We start from the raw sequence: 17042 nt of genomic DNA, 5'->3' as shown, positions 1-17042 counted from the left end.
GCCGCCGCCCTCGGCGGTTAACCTGAGTCCTCGCCGCGCCGGTGGCCTCTGGCCAGCGGGGGCAGCAGCTGCAGGAGCACGTGTGCGAGCGGCACGGCGTACCTCCGCCGCGCGGCCGACGACCAGGAATCGGGGAAGCCCTTGAACAACCCTTCGACCGGCCGGCTCGTCGGTGCGACGAGCCCCGACGCGCTCGGCAACATGACGTTCGAGCCCGCCAACGCCGCGCTGCTGTCGATCTCGCACGTCGAGGCGCCCGTGGTGGTGCCGTCCTCGCACTTCGACGACGTGCTCTCCGACACGCTGCAGCGGCTGCGGCTGCGCCCCGGGCTGCTGGAGAAGGTCGCGGGGGTGAGCGAGCGCCGCTGGTGGGCGCCGGGGCAGAACGCCGCCGACGTGGCCGCCGAGTGCGGGGTCAAGGCCCTGTCGGAGGCGGGGGTGGACGCCGCCGACGTGGGTCTGGTGATCAGCACGACGGTCACGCGCCCGCACCTGGAGCCGGCGATCGCGACGTCGGTGCACCACGGCATGGACCTGCCGCCGTCGGCCATGAACTTCGACATCACCAACGCGTGCCTGGCGTGGGTCAACGGCGTGCAGGTGGCCTCCGCGATGATCGACGCAGGCGTCATCCGCTACGCGGTCGTGCTGGGCGCCGAGGACGTGCGCTCGATGCACGAGGGCACGATCGCCCGCCTGCAGCGCGAGGGCATCACCCGCAAGGACTTCCTCAACGAGTTCGCGACGATGACGCTCGGGTGCGGGGCGGCCGCGGCGGTCATCGGCCGCGCGGACGAGCACCCCGAGGCGCACCGCATCCTCGGCGGGGTGACGCGCGCGGGCACCGCGCACCACGAGCTGTGCATCGGCGACATGAACCACATGCGCACCGACGCCAAGCTCATGCTCACCGAGGGCATCGAGATCGTCGCGGACGCCTTCACCGGCGGCGACCGCCGCTGGGGCTGGCGCGACGCCGACCGCTTCGTCATCCACCAGATCTCCCGGGTGCACACCGAGACGCTGGTGGAGCGCATCGGCGTCGACGCCACCAAGGTCCCCATGACCTTCCCCCGCTGGGGCAACGTGGGCCCGATCTCGCTGCCGATGACGCTGGCGGCGACGGCGCCGGAGCTGTCGCCCGGTGACCGGGTGGTGGCCATGGGCGTCGGCTCGGGCCTGAACACGGCGATGATCGAGCTGGCCTGGTGACGACGGAGCCCACCCCCGCGGGCCCTCCGGGCGCGGGGGCCCACGCCGGCTCCCCCGCGGGAGCGCGCGCCGGCTCCCGCCCGGGTCCGCGCCCGCCGGCCTCGCCGACGCTGCCCGCGGTGCTGCCGCCGCGCGACCTGCCGGGGCTGGACCCGCGCTGGTCGCGGCTGGTGAGCGCCCCGGACGCCGCCGGGGTCGAGCGGCGCTGGCACGTGCTGGACACCGCACCGGACGGCGCGGCGGACGGCGCGGCGGAGCTCGCCGGGACGCTGCTGTGCGTGCACGGCAACCCGACGTGGTCCTACCTGTGGCGCCACCTGGCCGCGCAGGCCTCGCGCCACGAGCCGCGCTGGCGGGTCGTGGCCGTGGACCAGCTGGAGATGGGCTGGTCCGAGCGCACCGGCCGCAGCCGCCGGCTGGCCGAGCGCGTCGAGGACCTCGCGAACCTGGTCGAGGTGCTCGGGCTGTCCGGGCGCGTGGTGGCCGTCGGGCAGGACTGGGGCGGCATCGTCGCCTCCGGCTGGGCCGCCGGGGAGCTGGCCCGCTCCGCGCGCGGCCGCCACAGCGGCTCGCGGGTGCACCTGGCCGGCCTGGTCGTGGCCAACACCGCCGCCTCCTACCCCGCGTCCGCGCCCGCGCCCGGCGCGCTGAAGCTGGCGACGCTGCCGGGCGTGCTGCCCGCGGTCACCAGCCGCAGCGAGCTGTTCCTGCGCACGACGCTGGCGCTGCCGCGGCCGGCGCTGGAGCCCGCCGTGCGCGCGGCCTACCGCGCGCCCTACCGCACCCGCGCCGAGCGGGCCGGCATCGAGGCCTTCGTCGCCGACGTGCCGATCGGTCCCGCCCACCCCAGCCGCCCCGCGCTGGACGCCGTCACCGACGGGGTCGCCGCGCTGGCCGCCGCGCAGCTGCCGACGCTGGTGCTGTGGGGCCCGCGCGACCCCGTCTTCGGCGAGGAGTTCCTGCGCGACTGGCGCCGCCGCGTGCCGCACGCGGACGTGCACCGCCTGGCCACCGCCAGCCACCTGTCGCCGGAGGACTCGCTCTTCGCACCCGCCGTGCTGCGCTGGCTGGACGAGCGCGTGCTGCGGGCCGCGGCGGACGGGCCGGCGGTGCCGGCCGACGCACCGGCGGTGCCGGAGCCGGCCGTTGCCGGGCCCGGCGTCTTCGACGCCCTCGCCGCCCAGGCCGCCGACCCGGCGGGCGCGGACGCCCCCGCGGTCGTGGAGGTCGCCGCCGACGGCGGCTCGCGCACCGTGGGCTGGGGGCTGCTGCAGCGGCGCACCGACGAGCTGGCCGCCGGCCTGCTGGCCCTCGGGGTGCGGCCGGGGCAGCGGGTCTCGCTGCTCGTGCCGCCCGGGGCGGACCTGACGGCCGCGCTGTACGCGGTGCTGCGCGTGGGGGCCGTCGCCGTCGTGGCCGACGCCGGCCTGGGCGTGCGCGGGCTGACCCGCGCCGTCACCGGCGCCGGGGTCGACTGGGTCGTCGGGGTGCCGAAGGCGCTGGCCGCGGCCCGGGCGCTGCGCTGGCCGGGGCGCCGGATCGCCGCCGGGGACGTCTCCGGGGTCGCGCTGCGCGCGCTGGGGGTCACCGCCCACCTCGTCGACGTCGCCCGCACCGGCGCGCAGCGGCTGGCCGCCGGGGCGGCGCTGCCGCCCGTGCCGCAGCCCTCGGCGCAGGCGGCGGTGCTGTTCACCTCGGGCTCCACGGGCCCGGCCAAGGGCGTGGTCTACACCCACGCCCAGCTCGCGCAGCTGGCGCAGGCGATGGGGCGCACCATCCGGATCGGGCCCGGGCAGCCGCTGGTGTCGGCGTTCGCGCCGTTCGCGCTGTTCGGCCCCGCGCTGGGCGCCACCTGCGTGGTGCCGGCGATGGACGTGACGCGCCCGGCGACGCTGACCGCCGGGGCGCTGGCCGACGCGGTCGCCGCCGGCCGGGCCACCTCGGTCTTCCTGGCGCCCGCGGCCGTCGTCAACGTGCTGGCCACCGCGGACGCGCTGAGCGACGCGCAGCGGCGGGCGCTGGCCGGGGTGCGGGTGCTGCTGAGCGCCGGCGCGCCGGTGCCGACGCCGCTGCTGCAGCGGGTGCGCGAGCTGATGCCGCTGGCCGACCCGCGCACCCCCTACGGGGCCACCGAGGTCCTGCCGGCCACCGACGTCGGCCTGTCGGACGTGCTGGAGGCGGGCGACGGCGAGGGCATCTGCGTCGGGCGGCCCGTGGAGGGCGTCGTGGTGGCGGTCGCGCCGCTGGACGCCGACGGGCGCGCCGGGCTGGAGCTGGTGGACGTCCCCGGCGTCAGCGGCGAGGTCGTCGTCGGCGGCCGGCACGTCAAGGACCACTACGACCAGCTGTGGCTGACCCAGGCCGCCAGCGTCGACGTGCGCCCCTCGCCGGCGCTGCGCGCCGCGGTCGGCGCGGGCCGCTGGCACCGCACCGGCGACGTCGGCCACCTGGACGAGGCGGGGCGGGTGTGGATCGAGGGGCGCCTGGCGCACGTGGTCGTCACCGCCGACGAGGTCGTCACCCCGGTGGGGATCGAGCAGCGCGCGGAGGGCGTGGCGGGCATCGCCCGCGCCGCGCTCGTGGGCGTCGGCCCGCGCGCGGCGCGCCAGCTCGTGGTCGTCGCCGAGGCGAGCACCCCGGTGGCCCGCACCACGGTCGCCGACCCCGAGCTCGCCGAGGCGGTGCGGGCGGCGACCGGGCGCAACCTGGCGGCGGTGCTGCTGGTGCCGGCGCTGCCCACGGACGTGCGGCACAACTCCAAGATCGACCGGGCGCGGGTGGGCGCGTGGGCGGAGCGGACCCTGGCGGGCGAGCGGGCGGGGAGGCTGGCGTGAAGGTCCTGGTGACCGGTGCGAGCGGGATGCTCGGCCGCGAGACGGCGCTGGCGGTGCACCGCCGCGGCCACGACGTGCGGGTGCTGCAGCGCCGCCCCGCGGGCCTGGAGGGCCCGGAGGAGGTGCTCGGCTCGATCACCGAGGAGGCGGCGGTGCGCCGGGCCGTCGAGGGCGTCGACGCCGTCGTGCACCTGGCGGCGAAGGTGTCGGTGACCGGCCCGCACCCGGAGTACGTGGCCACCAACGTCGAGGGCACCCGCACGCTGCTCGCCGCGGCGCGCCGGGCCGGCGTCTCCCGCTTCGTGATGGTCAGCTCCCCGTCGGTGGCGCACGCGGGCTCGGCGCTGGTCGGGGTGGGCACCACCCCGGCGGACCCGGCGGCCGCGCACGGCTCCTACGCGGTGACCAAGGCGCAGGCGGAGCTGCTGGCGCTGGCCGAGGACTCCCCCGGCTTCGCGGTCTGCGCGGTGCGCCCGCACATCGTGCTGGGCCCCGGGGACACGCAGCTGGTGCAGCGCATCGCCGACCGGGCGCGCGCGGGCCGGCTGCCGCTGCTGGACGACGGCGCCGCGCTCATCGACACCACCTACGTGGACAACGCGGTGGACGCGCTCGTGGCCGCGCTGGAGCGCTGCACCGACGAGGGCGTGCACGGGCAGGCGTTCGTGGTGACCAACGGCGAACCGCGCACCGTCGCCGAGGTCTTCGCCCGCATCTGCCGGGCCGCGGGCGTGCCCGCGCCGACCCGGCGGGTGCCCTCGGGGGTGGCCAAGGTGGCCGGCAGCGTCGTGGAGCGGGTGTGGACGCGGCTCGCGCTGCCCGACGAGCCGCCCATGACGCGCTTCCTGGCCGAGCAGCTGTCGACGGCGCACTGGTTCGACGTCTCCCGCACCCGCGAGCTGCTGCACTGGGAGCCCAGGGTGCCGCTGGACGAGGGCTTCGACCGCCTCGCCGGAGGGTTCGCCGCCCGTTAGGGTCGGTCGGGTGATCACCGGACCGGGGCGGGGCAGCCGCAGCGCGCGGCTGCGCGAGGACGCGCGCGAGGACCTGCAGGAGCTGCGCAACCTGGACCTGGCGCCGCGGCCCGGGGAGCACGGCCTGCACCGCGCGGCCCGCGTCGAGGACGCCGTCAAGGGGCTGGTGGGGCGACGGCTGCGCCGGCGCGGCTACCACGCGCGGGCCGTGGCCTACCCCGGCTACGGCGGGCCCGGCTGGGTCCGCGTGCTGGGGCGGGTGCTGCTGGGGCCGGCGGACACGCCCGCGGACCTGGAGCGCGAGGAGCTGCGCAGCGTGCGCGGCTGGCGCCACTTCCTCACCGTGCCCGTCGCCGACGCCGAGGTGCACGTGCGCATCGGCGGTGAGCAGGGCGTGCGCACGGTGCTGCGCACCAACCGCGAGGGCTACCTCGACGAGGTCGTGCAGGTGGACCTGCCGCCCGGCGAGCACGAGGTGGTCCTCACCGTGGGCCCGCAGTCGACGGACTCCGAGCGCGTCGCGGCCGCCGTGGCGGCCGTCGACGCCGCCGGGGACGACACCGAGGGCGGCGCGGACCAGGTGCCGGGGATCGTCGTGGGCCACAGCGGCAGCTCGCGGGTGTTCGTGGTCGGCGAGCAGCCGGTCACCGGGCTGCTCTCCGACATCGACGACACCGTCGTGGTGACGCGCCTGCCGCGCCCGCTGGTGGCGGCGTGGAACAGCTTCGTGCTCGACGAGCGCGCCCGCGTGCCCGTCAACGGGATGGCGGAGCTGTACCGGCAGGTCGTCGCGGAGAACCCGGGCGCGCCGGTGCTGTACCTGTCCACCGGTGCCTGGAACGTGGCGCCGACCCTGCAGCGCTTCCTGCGGCGCACCGGCTACCCGGCCGGGCCGCTGCTGCTGACCGACTGGGGCCCGACGAACACCGGCCTCTTCCGCGACGGCAGCGCCCACAAGCGGACCTCGCTGGCGCGGCTGGCGCGGGAGCTGCCGCAGGTGACGTGGCTGCTCGTCGGTGACGACGGCCAGCACGACCCGACGCTGTACGCGGAGTTCCTGGCGGCCGCCCCGGAGCGGGTGCGGGGCGTGGCGATCCGGCGGCTGACCCCGGCCGAGCAGCTGCTCGCCGGTGGTCACCCGCTGTCCTCGGACGCCGCCCCGGCCGACTCCCCCGTGCCGTGGGTGACCGGCGACAACGGCTACGAGCTGCTGCACCACTGGTACCGCGCGGGGGTGCTGCGCGCCCCCTGACGGCACGAGGCCGGCCCCGCGTGAGCGGGACCGGCCTCGTGGGGTCGGGGCGCGGCGTCAGAGCCGGACGCGCCGCGGGTTGGCGACCGTGGTCAGGTCGATGCTGCGCACGTCGATGATGACGTCGCTGCTCTCGGGGGTGCTCTTGTCGTCCATCACTCAACCTCCAGTTTCACGGACGGTGCCTGTGCTCGACCGCAGACATCGTTGTCGTCGCACCGGGTGGGTGGCGGGTCTCGATCACTGTAACGACATCCGGCGCGCAGGCAATCCCCGCACGCCGCCGAACGGGTCTGCGCGCCGGTGAGGTTGGTCACGGAGCGGTCGCGGCCGCCGGGGCGGCAGGCGTCAGGAGGCGCGCCAGCAGGCGCGGCCGGCGGCCTTGGCGCGGTACATCGCGGTGTCGGCGCAGCGCAGCAGCTCGGCGGGCTCCAGCTCGCCGTCGGTGCGGGCGGCGCCGACGCTGGCGCTGACGACGACGGTGCGCACGCCCAGGTCGACGGGGATGGTGATGCGCTCGCAGACGCGGTCGGCGATGGCCGACAGCGCCTGGGCGTCGGCGACGTCCTCGCAGACGAGGACGAACTCGTCGCCGCCGACGCGCGCGGCGGTGTCGCCGGCGCGCAGCAGCCCGTGCAGGCGGTCGGCGACCTCGCGCAGCAGCGCGTCGCCGGCGGCGTGCCCGAGGGTGTCGTTGACGTCCTTGAAGTGGTCCAGGTCGACGAACAGGACGGCGTGGCCACCGCCCAGGCGCACGGTGCGCGCGTGCGCGGTGCGCAGCCGCTCCTCGGCCTTGACCCGGTTGGGCAGGCCCGTCAGGGCGTCGTGCAGGGCGGCGTGCTCGAGCTGCTCGGCCTCGCGCTTGCGGGCGGTGACGTCCTCGACGAAGGCGAGGAAGGCCGGCTCGCCGGTGCTGGTGGACGTCAGGGACAGCGAGACCTGCGCCCACACCGCGCTGCCGTCGGGCCGCTCGTAGCGCCGTTCGCGGTGCACGACCTCGACGGCACCGGACAGCAGCTGCTCGACCTGGTCCGCGGCCTCCTGGCGGACCTGGCGGTCGCGGGTGCTGCCGCGGTCGCCGACGACGGGGTCGACGACGTCCGCGGCGCTGGCGCCGACGAGCTCGGCGGCGTCGCGCTGCAGCAGGGTGCACAGCGCGTCGTTGACCTCGCTGATGAACCCCTCCAGCCCGAAGAGCAGCATGCCGACCGGACCGCGGGCGAAGATCTCGTGGAAGCGCCGCTCGGAGCCGGCGAGGGCGTCCATCGTCGTGATGGTCTCGGTGAGGTCCTGGGCGATGCCGACGGCGCGCACGGCCCGCCCGTCCGCGGAGCGGTCGCTGACCACGGAGCGGGTGTGGATCCACCGCCCCTCGCCGGGACCCTCGAGCAGCCGGTAGGTGCACTCGACGACCTCGCCGGGCGCGGAGGTGCGCAGGGACTCCAGCGCCCGCTGCACGCCGGCGCGGTCGTCGGGGTGCACCCCGGGGGGCGTGGACCGGTGGCCGTCGGAGGGCAGGCCCAGCAGGGAGGCGGTCCCGTCGTTGGTCCACTCCACCAGCTCCTGCGGCAGGTGCACGCGGTAGATGGTGTCCGGGCTGGCGGAGATGACCGCCTCCTGGCGCCCGAGCACCGTGCGCAGCTGCTGGCGGGCGGAGCGGTCGGCGGTGACGTCGTGCAGCAGCAGCACCGCTCCCCCGTCGGCGGTGGCGCACGCGCGGGTGGCGGCGACGAACAGCTGCCCGTCGGAGCGGGCGACGTCGACGTCGAGCTCGACGACGGGTGCGGTGCGCACGGCGCGCAGCACGTCGGCACCGGTGGGTCCGGGTCCGGTCAGCGTCGCGGCCGCCGGCGGCACGGGCCCGCCCACGGCCGGTCCCAGCCACCACGGCAGCCGGCGGGCGCCGAGCAGGTCGGCGGGGTCCAGGCCGACCAGGCGAGCCAGGCCGGAGGTGGCGTGCGCGACGACGCCCTCGGCGTCGAGCAGCAGCAGGCAGGCGCCCGAGACGTCCAGCGCGTCCACCAGCTGCGCGGGGTGCGTGCGCGCGAGCGGTCCGGTGCCCACCCGCCCACCTCCCCGTGTCGCTGCCCGGGTCCCGCCCGGACGGTCGGTGGAGGTGTCGGCCGGGCGCGGGTCGGTCTTGAGCCGCTGCGGCCGGGCCGGTGCGGATCGGGACCGGGCGGACCAGGTCGAGCGCGTCAGGAGCCGGCGCGGCGCACGAAGCCCTGCAGCGCGCTGACGGCCTCCTCCGAGGCGGCGGCGGCGGCGATGTTCGCCTCGCGCACCGCCTCGTAGACCTCCTGGCGGTGCACCTGCACGTCGCGGGGGGCGTCGATGCCCACCCGGACCACGTCACCGCGGACTTCGAGGACGCGCACCACGACCTCGTCGCCGATGACGACGGATTCCCCGGCCTTGCGCGTCAGGACCAGCATGGGGACAGCATAGGTGACGAATCGTGGTCAGCCATGTCGTTCGAGTTACAAGAATGACGCGTGTGGCGGAGCACAGGTGCCACCACGCCCCGACGCCCGCCCCCGCGGGCGGGGACGGGCGTCGGCCGGTGCTGTGCGACGGGTGCGGGGCGGCGGGGCTCAGGCGTCGGTGCGGCGCCGCCCGGGGCGGCGCCCCGGGAGGTCGCCGGCGGGCTCGCCCGGCTCGGCGCCCTCCTCCTCGGCCAGGGCCGCCTGCGCCTGGTACCCGCGCACCAGCGTGCGCAGGACGCTGCCCGCGACGGCGCTGACGAGCAGCCCCAGCACCAGGTGCAGCAGCGCGGTGTCGACGCTGCCGCGACCGGTGAAGGCCGCCCAGAGGGACGGAGCGGCCATCAGCAGGCCGGCGGCCAGCACGATCGGGGTCATCGGTCTCCTCGGGCGCGTTGCTTGATCTGGGTCTGCATCACGTAGCGGCGCAGGCGGTCGGCGGCCACGACGGGCTCGCCGAAGGCCACCACCACCTCCACCCGCTCGGGGTCCAGCGAGGGCAGCGAGCGCACCACCTGCCCCGCCTGGTCGACGGGAGCGCCGTCGAGCTCGAAGCTGGCGCGGGCCAGCCGCCCCAGCTGCAGCCAGGTGCCCACGGGCACGCTGACGGCCATGCCGCCCTCGCTGAGGTCGACGAGCAGCCCGCCGACGGAGGGCTCGGCCCCTTCGGCCGCGTCCTCGTGCTGCAGCGGGTCGCCGGGGACCGGGTGCAGGTGCGCCGCCCCGCGGGCGGGCACCCGCGCGTAGCGGCGCCGCTGCTCGACGACGACCTCGCTGCACGGGGCCAGCTCCCACGCCGGCACCCGCCGGCGCACGACCTCGGCCAGCAGGAAGTCCTGGCGGGCCTGGCCGCGCGGGCCGGCCCAGGTCAGCCGCACGGGCAGGCCCGGGGCGACCACGTGCAGGTCGCCCCGGAAGCTGGGGGCGGCGACGACCAGCCCGCCCTCGCCGGCGTCCTCGATGCGGGTGGGCACCCGCACCTCGTCACCGCCGACGGACTCGGGCAGCTGGATCTCCACCCACACCCGGTCGTTGATCCCCGGCCACGCGGCGGATGCGGCGCGCGTCAGCGCCGCCGCGGAAGCTCGTCTGGCCACGGCTCGGCCTCCGGTCGCAGCGTCGGTCCGGCCGCGCGTCAGCGCAGGCCGTGCTCGGAGGCGGCGTCCAGCAGCAGGCCGGCCCAGGCGCCGGAGGTCGCCGGGCGGCCGTCGAGGAAGCCGACGGGCACGTCCAGGGACAGCACGTCCAGCGGGTCCGGGCTCTCGGCGGCGCGGTGCACGGCCAGGCGGCGGGCCGGCAGGCCCACGTGCTCGAGGGCGCGCAGCAGGCTGGCGACCGCGTGGCTGCGGCGGGTGGCGTCGACGCAGACGACGACGGCGGCGGCACCGATCTCGGCGGCCATGCGCGCGGCGCGCTCGGCGTCGGCACCGGTGGGCCGGGCCGGGATGGCCACGGTCAGCGGGGCGCTCCAGCGGCGCGCCTGCTCCTGGCGGGCGGGCAGCTCGTCGGCGGTGACCGTGTTCTGCACGTCGGCGCGGCCGAGGACCAGCGGTGCCTCGGAGCCGACCTCGTCGGCCACCAGCAGGGCGGCCGGGACGACGGCGTCGGCCTCGCCGACGACGACCACGAGCTCACCGGAGCCGACGCGCAGCGGCGCGGGCACGTCGATGTCGCGGGCCAGGCGCAGCACGTCGCCGGTGTCCTGCGGCTCGCGGTACGGCGTCCGCGCCGCCGGGCGGTCGCTGTAGGTGGTCATGTTGTCACGGTAAGTCATGTCCATGGTCATCGCCTCGTTGTCGTCCCCGCCAAGTCCGTTGCCCTGGCCGGTGGCCGGGCCGTTGTCGTAGCCGCCGCGCTGCGCGCCGGCGCCACTGCGTTCGTCGGCGCGCGGTGCGCGCCCGAAGCCCTCGGCAGCGGCCGGGTAGGCCTGCCGCCGCTCGAGCGGGCGCTCCTGCACACGCTCCTGCACACGCTCCACCGGGCGCACCTCGGGGCGCACCGGCTCCTCGACCGCGAAGCCGCCCTCGAAACCGGCCTCGAAACCGGCCTCGAACTGCGCCGCCCGCTCGCCCTCGTAGCCGCTCTCGTAGCCGCCCTCGGCACCCTCGGCCCAGGTCTGCTCGGCCTCGCGGGCACCGAAGCGCTCGTCCGCGAAGCGGTCGCCGAACTGGTCGCCGAACTGGTCGCCGAACTGGTCGCCGAACTGGTCGCCGAACTGGTCCTCGACCGGGGCCGGGCGGCGCAGCTCGGGGCGGCGGACCGGACGCGCCTCGGGACGGTCCGTGCGCCGCGAGGAGGCGACGCCGTTGGCTGCACCGAACTGGTCAGACACGCGAACCTCCGGGGTGCGGGTGGCCGGTGCACCGCGGCGACCCTCGGGAGCCGCAGCGTCGCCGGCCGCGGGACGGCCCGGGCGGGGACGCTCGGGCCGCATCGGCTGCCTGGTCACCGAGCGTACATCAGCGGTTACTGGAGTGGCAGGAGTCCGCCCGGCTCCCCCGCCGCTCACCGACGAGCGCATCGACTGCAGGGTGCGCGCGAAGGTGTCGCTCTCGGTGGAGATCGGGCGGTGCGGCTGCGCGCCCCGCGCCGGCTGGTGGGCGGCCTCGCGACGTGCGACCGGCAGCGGCGCGGCACCGCTGCGCCCGTCGCGCTCGCCGGCGCGGCCCTGCGGCGCGCTGCCGGCGGCGAACATCGCCTGCAGGCGGTTGCTGCCGTCGGCGGCGTCGGCCGCGGCCAGCACCTCGCCGAGGCTGCGCTCGCGCGTCGGCTGCGCCGCAGCGGCGGCCATCCGCTCGGCCTGGCGGCGGCGGACGTCGGCCCGCGCCTCCTCGCGCCGTGCGAGCTGGTGCTCCTGCTCGCGCTGCAGTTCCTGCTGCCTCATCCGCTCCCTCTCCTGCTGGGCCTGCGACTGCGCCGCACGCTGCTGCGCGGTGCGCTCCTGCTCCGCGCGCTGGGCGCGCTCCACCTCGGCCTGCTCGGCGGCCGCACGCTCGGCGGCCGCACGCTCGGCGGCCGCACGCTCCACCTCGGCCTGCTCAGCGGCGGCCTGCTCGGCGTCCGCACGCTCGACCTGGGCACGGGCCTCGTCGAGCAGCTCGGTCTCGAACCGCTCGACCTCCGCCGCGTCGACGGCGTCGAGGGCGTCCAGCAGGTGGGCGGCCTCCTCGGCCTCGAGCGCCGCGGCCGGTTCGCCCGTGCGGGTGTCGGCCGTGTGGGTGAGGTGCATGACCTGGTCCTCGGCATCCGCGGCCGGTTCCTGAAGCCCCCGGACGAGCTCCTGCGGCGGGACGGTGGCCGCGGGGGCCTCGTCCAGGCCGTCGGCGTCGTCCAGCAGCCCGGCGGCGCGGGCGCCGGCGACGGCGCCGCTGGCCGCGAGCATGTCCAGCAGCCCCTGGCGGGCGGCCTCGAAGTCCTCGTCCGCGGGCGCCTCCTCCACCGCGGGCGCGGTGGCGGGGGCGGCGACGGGCCGGGGGGCGCCGTGCCGGCCGGCGGCGGCACCGGACTCGGCGCGGTCGGCGGCGGCCAGCAGCGCCTCGAAGTCGAGCGCCTCGCGCTCCTCGCCGTCCTCGACCGTCCCGGAGGACTCCGGCCGCTCGCCCGCCGCGTCGGCGGAGCCGTCCGCGGTGGCGGTGGCACCCTCCACCTCGACGGTCACCTCGTAGCGCTCCTTGGTGAAGAAGCCGGCGACGCCGCCGGAGCGGATCCGCTCGGCGCGCACGACGCGGGCCGCGCCGCCGTGGTCCTCGCGCACCTGCGCGAGCAGCTCCTGCAGGTCAGGTCCCTCAAGAAGCAAGTGCATGGACACCGCTCACCGATCCAACCGTCTCGATCCGGGGGTGGTTGCTCACGTCGTCGTAGGACAGGACGTGCAGGCGGCCCACGGCCACCTTGAGCAGGCGCCGCAGGGGCGCTCGCAACGGAGGTGCGCACACGAGCACCGCGCTGATGCCGTGCTGTTCGGCACGTTCCAGGCACGAACTTGAGGACGTCACCAGGTGCTCGGCGGTGGCCGCGTCCAGCGCCAGGCTGGCGCCGTGCTCACCGGGGCGCAGCGCCTCGGCCAGCGACTGCTCCAGCAGCGGGTCCAGGGTGATGACGTGCAGGACGCCGTCCTGCTCGTGCACCGCGGCCACGGCCGGCCCCAGCGAGCGGCGGGCGGCCTCGACGAGGCCGTCGAGGTCGGAACCGGCCTTCGCCTTCAGCGACAGCGCCTCGAAGATGCGGGCCAGGTCGCGGATCGGCACCGCCTCGTCGAGCATCGCCTGCAGCACCCGCTGCACCTCGCCGAGCGTCAGCACGGCCGGGGTGAGCTCGTCGACGACCGCCGGGTGGGTGCGCTTGAGCGACTCCACCAGCGAGCGCACGTCCTCGCGGGAGAGCAGGCGCGAGGCGTGGCTGCGCACCAGCTCGCCGAGGTGGGTGATGAGCACGCTGGCGCGGTCGACGACCGTGGCGCCCGTCAGCTGCGCCTGGTGGCGCAGCTCGGCGGGGATCCACTTGCCGGCCAGGCCGAAGACGGGCTCCACCGTCGCGCGGCCGGGAAGGCCGTCGAGGTTCTCGCCCAGGGCCAGCACCTGCCCGGGCGGGGCCTGGCCGCGGGCCACCTCGACGCCGGAGATGCGCACGGCGTAGGTGGACATCGGCAGGTCCAGGGAGTCGCGGGTGCGCACCGGCGGCACGACCAGGCCCAGCTCGAGGGCGATCTTGCGGCGCAGCGCCCGCACCCGCTCCAGCAGGTCGCCGCCGCCGGAGGTGTCGACCAGGTCGACCAGGTCGGGGGCCAGCACGACCTCCAGCGGGTCCACCCGCATCTCCTCGAGCAGGTTCTCGGCCGCCTCGCCGGGGTTGACCGGCGCCGGGGCCAGCTCGGCGAGCGCCTGCTCGCGGGCGGCCGCGGCGTCGCGCTTGGCCACGCGGGTGGAGGCGAAGACCGCCAGGCCGCCGGCGAGCAGGAAGGGCAGCTTGGGCATGCCGGGGATGAGCGCCAGGACGATCGCGGCGCCGCCGGCGATCTGCAGGACCATCTTCTGCTGCCCCAGCTGCTTGACGGCCTCCGAGCCCATGTCGCCCGTGGTGGTGGCGCGGGTGACGATGAGGCCGGTGGCCACGCTCAGCAGCAGCGCGGGCACCTGGGTGACGAGGCCGTCGCCGATGCTCAGCAGCGCGTACTTGTTGATCGACTCCGCCGGGCCGAGACCGTGCTGCACCATCCCGATGGCGAAGCCGCCGATGAGGTTGATGAGCACGATGACGATGCCGGCGACGGCGTCGCCCTTGACGAACTTCGAGCCACCGTCCATGGCGCCGTAGAAGTCGGCCTCGGCGCTGACGTCCGCGCGCCGCTGGCGCGCGGTGGCCTCGTCGATCAGACCGGCGTTGAGGTCGGCGTCGATGGCCATCTGCTTGCCGGGCATCGCGTCGAGGGTGAAGCGGGCGCCGACCTCGGCGACCCGCTCGGCGCCCTTGGTGATGACCACGAACTGGATGACGACGAGGATCATGAAGATCACCAGGCCGATGACCAGCGAGCCGGAGATCACGAAGTGCCCGAAGGACTCGATGACCTTGCCCGCGTAGCCGTTGGAGAGCACCAGCCGCGTCGAGGCGACGTTCAGGCCCAGCCGGAAGAGCGTCAGGACCAGGATGAGCGACGGGAAGACGGAGAAGTCCAGCGGCCGCTTGACGAACATGGTCACGAGCAGCGCGATGAGCGACATCGTGATGTTGATGGCGATGAGGAAGTCCAGCAGCGCGGCGGGCAGCGGCACGACGAGCAGCAGGATGATGCCGACGACGCCCACGGGCACCGCCAGCTGCGAGAGGTTGCGAAGTCGCACTGCACCGCCTGTTGATCCCGGTCACCCTCTCGGGTTCCCTCGTCCAGCGGCCCGTCCGTGGCCCTGGTGTCGCCGTCCTGGCTAGTGCCTCCTTCGGCACGTCCGGCCCCGCGCTTGAGCCGCCCGTCCGGACGCACCCGTCCGGGCGGCCCGCCGGCGGCGCTCCCCCACGCCTTCCCCGCGTCCTCGCCCCGGACGCACGGCGCCCCGTTCGTGGTCTTCCTCCAGGCGCGGGCGCCTGGCTCCAGGTGCACCTGGTGGGAGATCACGAACGGGGCGGACGGGGCGGACGGGCGGGGGCCCCGGGCGGGGACCCGGAGCCGGCGGCTCACCAGGAGCCGACGGCCTCCGCGGTGGTGGCCAGCGCCTTCTCGATGGCCTTGGCCAGGGCGGAGACGACGAACGGCTTCGTCAGGTAGGTGGCGCCGAGCTCCTCGCCGGCGGCGATGTCCTCCGGGCGCACCCGCGCCGACAGGAAGATCGCCGGCAGGTGCGCGTGCTCGGGCTGGGCGCGCAGCGCCCGCAGCACCTCCAGGCCCGTCATGCCGGGCATCGCCACGTCCAGCACGACCACCTCGGGCGCACCGCGCTCGGCGATCACCGCGAACGCCTCCGGGCCGGAGGCGGCGGCCACGACCCGGTGGCCGAGACCGCGCAGCCGCAGCTCGACGAGCTGGCGGATGTCCGGGTCGTCCTCGACGACCAGCACTCGTGCCATGGACGACTCCTCGGTGGTTCGGCCGCCCGCCCTCGTGGCGGCGGCGGGTGGTGGGCAGGCTCCTGGGAGTGCCATCGGCGGCGCGGCGGCGCGCCTTGAGCCCCGGCGGTGCGGCGGCGCGCCTTGAGCCCCGGCGGAGCGACCCGCAGCCGGTGCCACCCGCAGCCGGTGCTCAGCCGCGGGCGGGCGGGGGCGGGAAGGTGCAGCGCAGGGTGGCGCCGCCGCCGGGGGTGTCCTCGGCGACGATCCGGCCGCCGTGGCCCTCGACGACGCGCCGGCAGGTGGCCAGCCCGATGCCGTGCCCGCCCGGGGCGGGCGAGCCGCCGGGCTGCCCCTCGCCCACGGCGAACATCGCGAAGACGCGCTCGCGGTCGGCGGCCGGGATGCCGCGGCCGTTGTCGACCACGGCGAGCTGCCAGCCGCCGCCGGGCAGGTCGCGCACCTGCACCTGCACCCGGCAGGGGCGGCCGGGGACGCGGTGGCGCAGGGCGTTGCCGACGAGGTTCTGCAGCAGCTGGCGCAGCCGGACGGGGTCGGCGCGGGCGTGCGCGGCGGTGCCCGTGCTGGTGATGGCGGCATCGGCGGCGGCGGGGCCGAGGTCCTCGACCACCGCGGCGAGCAGGGCCGCGACGTCGACGGGCTCGGTGGCCGGGCCCGCCGCGGCGGCCCCGTCCTCGCCGCGCTCGCGGTCGCGGTCGCGGGGGGCCTCGTCGGCGCGGGCGTGCTCCAGCAGGGCGGTCAGCAGCCCGTGCATGCGGTGGGCGGCGCGCAGCGCGGTGGCCAGCCACCCGCGGCCCTGCTCGCCGAGGTCGGCGCCGTGCACCTCCTCCAGCAGCTCCAGGTAGCCGGTGACGGCGGTCAGCGGGGTGGCCAGGTCGTGGCTGGCGACGGCGGCGAGGTCGGCGAGCTCGTCGTTGGAGCGCCGCAGCTCGGCGACGGCGGCGGCCAGCTCGCCGCCCTGGCGGCGCAGCTGCTCCCCCGCCCGCTCCAGCGCGACGACGCGGGCGTGGTCGGCGGTGGTGTCGCGCAGCACGACGACGGCGCCCAGCGGCCGGCCGTCGTCGTCGGCGAGGGCGCGCCCGGAGGCCCGCACGCGCACGGGCTCGCCGCCGGGCACGGCGACGAGGAGGTCGGCGGCCTCGACGGCGCCCTCGTGCAGCGCGCGCTGCAGCGGCGCCTCGCGCGGGGCCAGCGGGCCCGCGCCGTCGGCGCTCAGCAGCGGGGCGTCGAGGGCGTGCATGCGCCGGGCCGCGGGGTTGGCGACGGTGAGGGTGCCGGCGGCGTCGCAGGCGAGCACGCCCACGTCCAGGGTGTCGAGCAGGGCGGTGGTGAACTCCTCGCGCTCCTGCAGCTCGCCGAGGACGAGCTGGGCCAGGGCGCGCTGCTCCTGGACCTCCTCCAGCAGCCGGCGGGCCGCGCGCTGCTCGCGGTGGCGCTCCAGCAGCCCCGTGACGAGGTCGGCCAGGTCCGCCAGGTGCTCGCGCTGGGCGGGGCTCAGCGAGCGGGGGCGGGAGTCGAAGACGCACAGGCTGCCCAGGTGGTGCCCGTCGCGGGTTAGCAGCGGCGCCGAGGCGTAGCCGGCGACCGTGCCGAGCCGGCCGTCGACCCAGGCGCTGTCGGCGTAGCGGGGGTCCAGCCGGGCGTCGGGGACGGCGACGACGCCGTCCCCGCCCGGGGTGCGTGCGCACAGCGACTCGACGCGGTCGCCGTCGTCGGCCTCGAGGCCGGC

Annotated in this window: 12 protein-coding genes; 4 read left to right on the top strand and 8 right to left on the bottom strand. The window is 76.9% G+C overall.

Features of this window, described 5'->3' with window-relative positions; genetic code table 11:
- Window positions 1-201: 201 nt before the first annotated feature.
- The 4 genes from ACRYM2_RS15975 to ACRYM2_RS15960 are packed head-to-tail and all read left to right on the top strand — an operon-like array spanning window position 202 to window position 6272.
- Entirely contained in the window at window positions 202-1212 is a 1011-nt protein-coding gene (locus ACRYM2_RS15975; RefSeq protein WP_432523437.1) for a 3-oxoacyl-ACP synthase III, read from the top strand.
- A complete protein-coding gene (locus ACRYM2_RS15970) occupies window positions 1209-4046 on the top strand; it encodes an alpha/beta fold hydrolase (RefSeq protein WP_432523429.1) in 2838 nt (945 codons plus the stop codon). Before ACRYM2_RS15975 ends, ACRYM2_RS15970 begins: the two co-directional genes overlap by 4 nt.
- Window positions 4043-5020: an NAD-dependent epimerase/dehydratase family protein gene (locus tag ACRYM2_RS15965; protein WP_432523428.1), complete on the top strand. Its 978-nt coding sequence runs from the start codon at window positions 4043-4045 to the stop codon at window positions 5018-5020. Before ACRYM2_RS15970 ends, ACRYM2_RS15965 begins: the two co-directional genes overlap by 4 nt.
- Before the next feature lie 10 nt (window positions 5021-5030).
- Complete coding sequence (locus ACRYM2_RS15960) at window positions 5031-6272, top strand: App1 family protein phosphatidate phosphatase (RefSeq protein ID WP_432523427.1); 1242 nt, start codon at window positions 5031-5033, stop codon at window positions 6270-6272.
- A gap of 348 nt (window positions 6273-6620) precedes the next feature.
- Here the strand turns inward: ACRYM2_RS15960 and ACRYM2_RS15955 are convergent, their stop codons facing one another.
- The 8 genes from ACRYM2_RS15955 to ACRYM2_RS15920 all read right to left on the bottom strand — a co-directional run.
- Window positions 6621-8336 (bottom strand): diguanylate cyclase domain-containing protein, encoded by a 1716-nt coding sequence (locus ACRYM2_RS15955; RefSeq protein WP_432523426.1) that lies wholly within the window; start codon window positions 8334-8336, stop codon window positions 6621-6623.
- Window positions 8337-8470: 134 nt separating this feature from the next.
- On the bottom strand, window positions 8471-8707 hold the full coding sequence (csrA, locus tag ACRYM2_RS15950) for a carbon storage regulator CsrA (protein WP_432523425.1): 237 nt from the start codon (window positions 8705-8707) through the stop codon (window positions 8471-8473).
- Window positions 8708-8866: 159 nt separating this feature from the next.
- On the bottom strand, window positions 8867-9133 hold the full coding sequence (locus tag ACRYM2_RS15945) for a hypothetical protein (protein ID WP_432523424.1): 267 nt from the start codon (window positions 9131-9133) through the stop codon (window positions 8867-8869).
- Window positions 9130-9852, bottom strand: coding sequence for a flagellar brake protein (locus ACRYM2_RS15940; protein WP_432523423.1), 723 nt, complete (start codon window positions 9850-9852; stop codon window positions 9130-9132). The genes ACRYM2_RS15945 and ACRYM2_RS15940 overlap by 4 nt, the downstream gene beginning before the upstream one ends.
- 38 nt (window positions 9853-9890) lie before the next feature.
- Window positions 9891-12563: a hypothetical protein gene (locus tag ACRYM2_RS15935; RefSeq protein ID WP_432523422.1), complete on the bottom strand. Its 2673-nt coding sequence runs from the start codon at window positions 12561-12563 to the stop codon at window positions 9891-9893.
- Window positions 12541-14595, bottom strand: coding sequence for a flagellar biosynthesis protein FlhA (gene flhA, locus ACRYM2_RS15930; RefSeq protein WP_432523420.1), 2055 nt, complete (start codon window positions 14593-14595; stop codon window positions 12541-12543). The genes ACRYM2_RS15935 and flhA overlap by 23 nt, the downstream gene beginning before the upstream one ends.
- 328 nt (window positions 14596-14923) lie before the next feature.
- Complete coding sequence (locus ACRYM2_RS15925) at window positions 14924-15313, bottom strand: response regulator (RefSeq protein ID WP_432523418.1); 390 nt, start codon at window positions 15311-15313, stop codon at window positions 14924-14926.
- A 172-nt stretch (window positions 15314-15485) separates the two neighbouring features.
- Window positions 15486-17042, bottom strand: a 1557-nt coding sequence (locus ACRYM2_RS15920; RefSeq protein WP_432523416.1) for a sensor histidine kinase, incomplete at its 5' end; no start/stop codon positions are given.

Source organism: Kineococcus aridisoli, from assembly GCF_050871885.1.
Lineage (GTDB): Bacteria > Actinomycetota > Actinomycetes > Actinomycetales > Kineococcaceae > Kineococcus.
This window is presented reverse-complemented; position numbering and strand designations above follow the sequence as displayed.